This window comes from uncultured Methanobrevibacter sp. (assembly GCF_947170395.1).
Lineage (GTDB): Archaea > Methanobacteriota > Methanobacteria > Methanobacteriales > Methanobacteriaceae > Methanocatella.
Genome location: NZ_CAMVTE010000052.1, coordinates 1 through 7214 on the forward strand (window position 1 = coordinate 1; position 7214 = coordinate 7214).

The 7214-nt window shown below is 35.1% G+C and carries 8 protein-coding genes; 6 read left to right on the forward strand and 2 right to left on the reverse strand.

Translation table 11 applies throughout. The features are described 5' to 3' along the window. Positions 1-316 precede the first annotated feature (316 nt). From comB to Q0W04_RS10140, 5 genes are all read left to right on the forward strand, one after another. Positions 317-988, forward strand: coding sequence for a 2-phosphosulfolactate phosphatase (gene comB / locus Q0W04_RS10120; RefSeq protein ID WP_298502890.1), 672 nt, complete (start codon positions 317-319; stop codon positions 986-988). Between the two features lie 54 nt (positions 989-1042). Continuing rightward, a complete protein-coding gene (locus tag Q0W04_RS10125) occupies positions 1043-2212 on the forward strand; it encodes a TraB/GumN family protein (RefSeq protein ID WP_298502877.1) in 1170 nt (389 codons plus the stop codon). A 66-nt stretch (positions 2213-2278) separates the two neighbouring features. Continuing rightward, a complete protein-coding gene (locus tag Q0W04_RS10130) occupies positions 2279-2491 on the forward strand; it encodes a DUF1922 domain-containing protein (RefSeq protein WP_296873871.1) in 213 nt (70 codons plus the stop codon). Between the two features lie 23 nt (positions 2492-2514). Continuing rightward, a complete protein-coding gene (locus tag Q0W04_RS10135) occupies positions 2515-3837 on the forward strand; it encodes a hemolysin family protein (protein ID WP_298502880.1) in 1323 nt (440 codons plus the stop codon). 2 nt (positions 3838-3839) lie between these two features. Beyond that, positions 3840-4784, forward strand: coding sequence for a calcium/sodium antiporter (locus Q0W04_RS10140; protein ID WP_298502882.1), 945 nt, complete (start codon positions 3840-3842; stop codon positions 4782-4784). On the opposite strand, the gene Q0W04_RS10145 is transcribed toward Q0W04_RS10140, so the two are convergent. Further along, positions 4743-5618 carry a TIGR00269 family protein gene (locus Q0W04_RS10145; protein WP_298502885.1) on the reverse strand — a complete coding sequence of 292 codons (876 nt, stop codon included), beginning with the start codon at positions 5616-5618 and terminating at the stop codon, positions 4743-4745. The two genes, Q0W04_RS10140 and Q0W04_RS10145, sit on opposite strands and share 42 nt — an antisense overlap. A 52-nt stretch (positions 5619-5670) precedes the next feature. Between Q0W04_RS10145 and Q0W04_RS10150 the strand changes: the two genes are divergently transcribed. Beyond that, positions 5671-5976 (forward strand): MTH1187 family thiamine-binding protein, encoded by a 306-nt coding sequence (locus Q0W04_RS10150; RefSeq protein WP_296873875.1) that lies wholly within the window; start codon positions 5671-5673, stop codon positions 5974-5976. Between the two features lie 8 nt (positions 5977-5984). Here Q0W04_RS10150 and Q0W04_RS10155 read toward each other — a convergent pair whose 3' ends face one another. Beyond that, the gene (locus Q0W04_RS10155; RefSeq protein ID WP_298502888.1) at positions 5985-7091 is read right to left on the reverse strand and encodes a DegT/DnrJ/EryC1/StrS aminotransferase family protein; all 1107 of its coding nucleotides are present in this window, start codon (positions 7089-7091) and stop codon (positions 5985-5987) included. Between the last annotated feature and the right edge of the window lie 123 nt (positions 7092-7214).

The following is a 7214-nucleotide window of genomic DNA, read 5'->3' on the forward strand; positions in this document are numbered from 1 at the left end:
ATTACATGTATCTTTAAATTTTTTTAGAATCGATAATTTTAAATATTTTGCTCAATAAAGTAAATTTTGGGTCTTTTGAATCATAATTTAAACTCGGTAACATTTTTATCTCCAAATAAATATATGTTATCCGTTATATTTAAATATATTGATTTAAATTGACCCATTTTTAATTTAATTAATTTTTTGAAAACACCATACTAAAACAATGATAAATTAATTTAAATACACAAAAAATAAGAGTTTTATGCAGGTTTCTCACATGAAAAAATCTAGCACCCCATATTATATAGTATCATTCAATATAAATTACTTCATGAAAGTTACATTGAGTTTTGAAGATACTGCAAGCGGTGACGTTTCCATTATGGTTGACGCCCTAAGGGCCAGTTCTACCATAACATTGGCTTTAAATAAATTTAAAAGAATAATTCCCTGCTTTACTCCTGAAGAAGCATTTGATTTAAAAGAAACAATAGGAGGGGTTTTAGCTGGCGAACGTGGTGGAAAACAAATTGAAGGATTTGACATTGGAAACACACCATGCGGAATTAAGGCTTATGAAAGTTCACAGGATACGCTCATACTAACAACAAACAATGGAACAAGAATACTTGAAAACATGGAATCGAAAGTGTTGGTGGGTTCCATGGTCAATGCAAAGGCAGTTGCCCTAAAAAGCATCCAATTGGCTGAAAGCCATATTGATGTAGTTATGGCCGGAGTCAACGGAGAGTTTGCAATCGAGGACTTTCTGGCTTCAGGTGAAATACTATACTGGATTTGCCAAAATTTGGGTGATTATGAACTTAGCGAATACGCAAAGTCTGCAATTTTAGCAAGTAGAGACTACAAACTGGTAAAAGATGCATTTTTAACATCCCGAACTGCCAAAAGGCTAATTGAACTTGACTATGAGGAGGACGTCAGACTTTGCATGATGAAAAATATAAGTGAAAATGTGGCCATATATGACAAAAAGAATTAACTTTATATATTAGATTTCATAATATTATTAGTACAATTTTAAAGATGTGTTTTTTTGAAAAGAGAATGTTTAAAAATAATAGGTACTGCTCACGTTTCACAGGAAAGTGTAGACGAAGTAAAGGATGCCATTTACGAATATCAACCGGACGTTGTTGCAATCGAGCTTGACAGAGGCCGATACACAAGACTGAAAGAACAGATGATGGGTATTGAAAGAGATGACACCATATCAGTAACCAACATCATCAAAGAAAATAAGGTTGGATTATTCTTCACAAGTACCCTATTGAGTTACTTCCAGTCAAAAATTGGAGCTGACCTTGATGTTGCACCAGGTTCTGAAATGATTGGTGCAATTGAAGCCAGCGAAGATTTAGGAATACCAATCACACTCATTGACAGAGATGTAAACATAACCCTTCAAAGGGCATTAAACAAAATGGGATTTGTTGAAAAGGCAAAATTCATATTTAGTTTAATAGCTTCCGTTTTCGGATTTGATGATGAGGAAGAGATTGATGTTGAAGAGCTGAAAAATCCCGAAAACCTTGATGATTTGATGGACATGTTTAAGGATGAAGCTCCAAGCGTGCATGAAGTTTTGGTTCATGAAAGGGATGCATACCTTGCAGGAAGCATTTTAAGAATTCCTCAAGACCATGTGATTGCAGTTGTAGGTGCCGGTCACAAACCAGGTATTGAAAATTATCTTGACCATCCGGAAACATTGCCTAATCTAAGAGATTTGGAAATAATAAATGATAAGAAAGGCATCCCATGGGCAAAAATATTATTGGGCCTGATTCCATTACTGTTTGTTGTGATATTTTTTCTGGCATATTTTAGCGGGATAAACATTACAGGAAACATCTTTGAATTCATTATAATCAGTATGATTATGGGATTTATCGGATCAATCCTTTCCGGTTCCAAACTCATATCTGCTATTGTTGGAGGAATAGTTGCGCCACTGACAATCATTCACCCCCTGCTTGCTGCAGGATGGTTTTCAGGATTATGTGAAGCAAAATTCAGAAAAGTCAGAGAAAGCGACATTAAAAATCTTACAAAAATAGAAAGTTTTAGGGATTTATGGGAAAACAACATATTCAGAATACTCCTTGTAGTAATAGGAACCAATTTAGGAGTCAGCATTGCAACTTTAGTAATTTTACCATCCCAAGTATTCATACCATTATTCATGAAGATATTCGGTGGATAGAATACTTTTATATAATCATATCTATAATATTAATAATTACTATTAATTTTAAATGGAAAAATTATCATGTATCTCATATTTCGTTGTGACTGTGGAAGGGCATTATATGCCAAGGAAGGCGTTGCTACACGCAAATGTGTTTGTGGAAAAACATTGAAAGTTAAATCAAGACGTATTTTTCAAAAAGTAGCAACAAGAGAGGAAGCCTCACTTGCAGTACAGCAAATGCAGGATAAGATATATAAAAACACGGGCTTTATGAGGGCCAGTGATTTATAATTAGTTTTAATGGTTTGTCAAAAATGATTGGAACGATACTCAAAATAATTATTATATTAATTTTAATATTTATCAACGGATACTTATCTATGGCAGAACTTGCCGTTGTATCCGTTAGAAAATCGAAAATGCAAAAATATCTTGATGAAGGAAATAAAAAAGCTGAAATCGTAATGAAATTAGGTGAAGATCCTAACGAATTTTTATCAACCGTACAAATTGGAATTTCACTTACCACAGTTTTAACTGGTGCATTTGGTGGGGCCACACTAGCCGAACCTCTTGCAAAGGTAATTTCATTTATCCCTTATAGTGAACCTATAAGTTTAATTGTGGTTGTTATAATAAGTACATACCTCACACTGGTTATCGGTGAGATTGTACCGAAGGTCATTGCATTAAATGACCCTGAAAGAATATCCCTTCAAGTTGCAAGATATATGGAAATTCTATCAGTAGTTTCAAGACCTATCAGTTTCATCCTTGCAAAATCAAGTAGTTTCCTTTTATGGTTGATGCGAATTGACCGCAGAACAGATGATACTGTTACTGAAGAAGAAATCGAACTGATGATTAAGGAAGGAAGAGAAGACGGAACTATCGAACAAGAAGAAGAGGCTATCATCAAAAGGGTTTTCAAGCTCGACGATCAAAAAGTCGAAAGTATCATGACACCACGTAACGAAATCATATGGATTGACCTTGAAGATGACAGAGACATCAATAAAATCAAAATCATTGAAAGTAAAAGGTCAATATTTCCAATTGCCAGCGGAGAACTAGATGATTTCATAGGTGTCGTTCAGGCAAAGGACATTCTGGCCGTATTATTCAATAAAGAGGAATTTGACATTCATAAAATTGTCAAAGAACCATTGGTGGTTTCAGAACATCTCGAAACACTGGAACTTCTTAAGGAATTTAAGGAAAACCAGGAATATGTACATATGTCCCTTGTCGTTGACGAATTCGGTAGTGTTGAAGGTTTAATTACTTTAAACGATTTACTTGAAGGTATTGTTGGAGACATTCCAGGAATCGATGAGGAAGATGAGCCTAAAGCAACTCAAAGATTAGATGGAAGCTGGCTAATCGATGGAAGATATCCAATTGACAAATTTAAAGAACTATTTGATTTCAAAGATAAATTGCCTGATGAAGATGAGGACAATTATACCGCCCTTGCAGGATTTATCCTAAGCTTAAGCGGTACAATACCTGATGAAGAAGACAAATATGAATGTGGAAGATTTATCTTTGAAATAATTGATATTGATGGACACCAAATCGACAAAGTTCTTGTAACCGACTTGGGTCCAGAAGAACCAGTACTTACAGAAGAATAAAAATGGATGCGGGAATAATAATTCAAATTGTATTGCTACTTGTGGGATTCGTATTTTTAATAAAGGGATCCGACTTTTTCGTTGATGGAGCAAGTAGTATTGCAGCAATTCTTAAGATACCTACAATCATTGTTGGTTTGACAATTGTTGCATTCGGAACAAGTGCACCCGAAGCTGCAGTATCAATTACTTCATCAATTGCAGGCAACAATGCAATGGCTGTCAGTAACATTGTCGGAAGTAACCTCTTCAATATGCTGATGATAATTGGTATAGCCGCATTGATGAGTAATTTATTAATGGAAAAAAGTGTTTTAAATAAGGACTTACCTTTCCTTGTTGGAATTACCGTATTATGGGCAATATTTCTTGTAATAGGATGGGACATCTCAACCATTGAAGGAATCATCTTACTCGCACTCTTAGTGATTTATGTACTCTACCTTATTAGAGATGCCAAAAAGTCCAGTGATGCAAATTATGTTGAAAAGCCAAAATTGACAACACCTAAAAGCATAATATTCATTGTTGTTGGTCTTGCAGGAATCATACTCGGTGGAGATTTGGTGGTTGACAGTGCCTCAGCAATAGCAATCGCTCTTGGAATGAGTGAAACCCTTGTGGGTTTGACCATTGTTGCAATCGGTACATCATTACCTGAACTTGTAACCTCCATTACCGCTTTAAGAAAAGGTGAAAATCAATTGGTTATAGGTAATGTGGTTGGTTCCAACATATTTAACATATTATTCGTACTTGGGGCAAGTAGTGCAATAAGCCGAATACCTCTCGACTCAAGCATGTTAATAGATGTACTATTTATGGTGGCAGTAACAGTATTATGCTTCATATTTGGTAAGACCCAAGAAAAATATGATAAAAAAGAAGGTATTATATTAATAATACTATTCATTGCGTATATGACATTCGCAATCATGAGAAATTAAATCTTTTAACTCACAAGCCTTACAGATATTAGATGAAGTCGGCTCACCACAGACTTCACATTCGTTAAGGTTTGTGTTTATATCATTTTCAAAATTCAAAATCTGTTTGAATGACTCCATCACATTAACCTTGACACCAGGATACTTGTCTTCACTGACATTTAAAAACTCCTTGATTTTTGCCCTAAGAGACAAGTGTGAATATGGACACTCATCCAGATGAATGTCAATGTCATTTATTACAGCCCACATTCCAACTTCCTTTTCTGGAGTGTTCCACAACGGCTTTATTCTTGGAACCAATTTTGGATGGATAACATCAAGTTCAGGTCCGAATTTGGAGAATTTGATAGTATCTCCCCGTGCAAAGCTCATTAAAAATGACTGAATCTCATCATCCAAGTTATGTCCTGTTGCAATCTTAACCGCACCAAGTTCATAGGCAGTCTTGTTTAAAATGTTACGCCTAAACACACCACATGGGATGCATGCGCTTTTAAAATTAGAATAGATATCATCCAATGCAAAACCCTCTTCGGCCTTAAATGATTTTTGAACAAGTTCAATATCCAAATCCTTTGCATTTTTAATGGCAGAATCGATACCATGTTGCCTGTAGCCTTTAATGCCCTCATCAACACTTATGGCAACTAAATCAAAATCCCGGCATTTTTGATAATTTTTCAGTGCGTGCAATGTCAAGACGCTATCCTTACCGCCGGACAATGCCACAACTATCAATTCACCTTCCTTAATTAATTGATAATCATCAATCAGATTATTGATTCTTGTAAAAATCTTTTCATTGAATTCGTCTTTGTTTAATTTCACCATTACTAAATTAATTTATACAATAATAAATAAATAATTTTCTTAGGTGAAAATTATGATTACATGTGATTTTGCAATATTGCCAGTAGGTACAGAAACTACCGAATGTAAAGACTATGTAACCGCAGCCGTACAATCAATAAAGGATTCCGGTTTGAGTTACCAATTGACAGGAATGGGAACACAGATTGAAGCGGAAAATCTAACAGAATTGTATGCCGCCATAGCTAAAGCTCAAGAGGCAGTCTTTGACGTTGGTGTTGGCAGAGTTTATACAGTTATAAAAGTAGATGACAGAAGGGATCTGGAAAACAGAACTTTGGATGCAAAAGTGGATACGGTTGAAAAAATGTTAGAATGAGTTAGAATTTAATCTAATTCGTTAGAAGCAGTTTTTACAGCTTCAATAACTAAATCTAAATCTTCTTTTGTTAAACTAGGATGAACAGGCAGGGAAATCACATTGTCTGCTGCAATTTCTGCATTTGGACAATCCCCCTCAAATCCAAGAGATCTATAAATCAGTTGATTATATAGAGGAATAGGGTAATGTATTCCTGTTCCAACACCACAATCATTGATTATGTCAACCCAATTATCACGGTCGCCTTTTTCAACACGGATTGTGTATTGGTGATATACATGTTTTGAATCATAAGCACAATAAGGAGTTATCACTCCATCAACATCTTTCAAGCCTTCATTCAAGTATGCTGCATTTTCTATTCTTTTGTCATTGAATTCATCTATTTTATCCATTTGTGCGAGACCTATTGCTGCTGCGATATCAGTCATTCTAAAGTTGTATCCTATTGCATCATGGTGATATCTGACGCTTGCCCCGTGTGCACGGAATATTTTTGCTTGTTCTGCTAAATCCTCATCATCAGTGGTTATTATTCCACCTTCAGAAGTTGTCATGTTTTTGGTTGGGTAAAAACTGAAGCAAGCCATGTCCCCCATACTTCCAACCTTTTTACCTTTGTAGGTTGCACCATGAGCCTGTGCAGCATCTTCAATAACAATCAAACCGTATTTTTCAGCAAGTTCATTTATCCTATCCATGTCCGCTGATTGACCGTATAATTGAACAGGCAAAATAGCCTTGGTATCTTCAGTTATCAAATCCTCAATTGATTCAGGGTTTAATGTGTAAGTTTTTAAATCAATATCTGCAAATACTGGTTTTGCTCCGGTATAAACAATAGAATTCCCACTTGCAATGAATGTGAATGGAGTTGTAATTACCTCATCGCCTTCACCGATACCGCATGCAAGAAGTGCTGTATGCAATGCTGCAGTACCTGAGTTTACAGCAATACCGTATTCTGCCCCAACCCATTCAGCGAATTTCTGTTCAAATTCTTCAACTTTGGGTCCTTGAGCAATCATGCCGGACTTTAATACTTCAACTACATTTTCAATTTCTTCATCACCAATTAATGGTTTTGCAATAGGAACTTTAATATCTGACACATTTATCACCAAATAAATTATTATACTATAATATTTAAATCTAATAATATTTAAAATATTAGTTATTAAGGCTCTTTCAAAAACTTGTGTGATTTTTTTCTTTTTTGTTTTTAATGTTCCAAT

What these genes read in the sequence shown, in the direction of transcription:
- Q0W04_RS10150 (WP_296873875.1), top strand. Translation starts at nt 5,671, where the DNA reads ATGATTACATGTGATTTTGCAATATTGCCAGTAGGTACAGAAACTACC.
- Q0W04_RS10130 (WP_296873871.1), top strand. Translation starts at nt 2,279, where the DNA reads ATGTATCTCATATTTCGTTGTGACTGTGGAAGGGCATTATATGCCAAG.
- Q0W04_RS10135 (WP_298502880.1), top strand. Translation starts at nt 2,515, where the DNA reads ATGATTGGAACGATACTCAAAATAATTATTATATTAATTTTAATATTT.
- Q0W04_RS10140 (WP_298502882.1), top strand. Translation starts at nt 3,840, where the DNA reads ATGGATGCGGGAATAATAATTCAAATTGTATTGCTACTTGTGGGATTC.
- Q0W04_RS10145 (WP_298502885.1), bottom strand. Translation starts at nt 5,618, where the DNA reads ATGGTGAAATTAAACAAAGACGAATTCAATGAAAAGATTTTTACAAGA.
- comB (WP_298502890.1), top strand. Translation starts at nt 317, where the DNA reads ATGAAAGTTACATTGAGTTTTGAAGATACTGCAAGCGGTGACGTTTCC.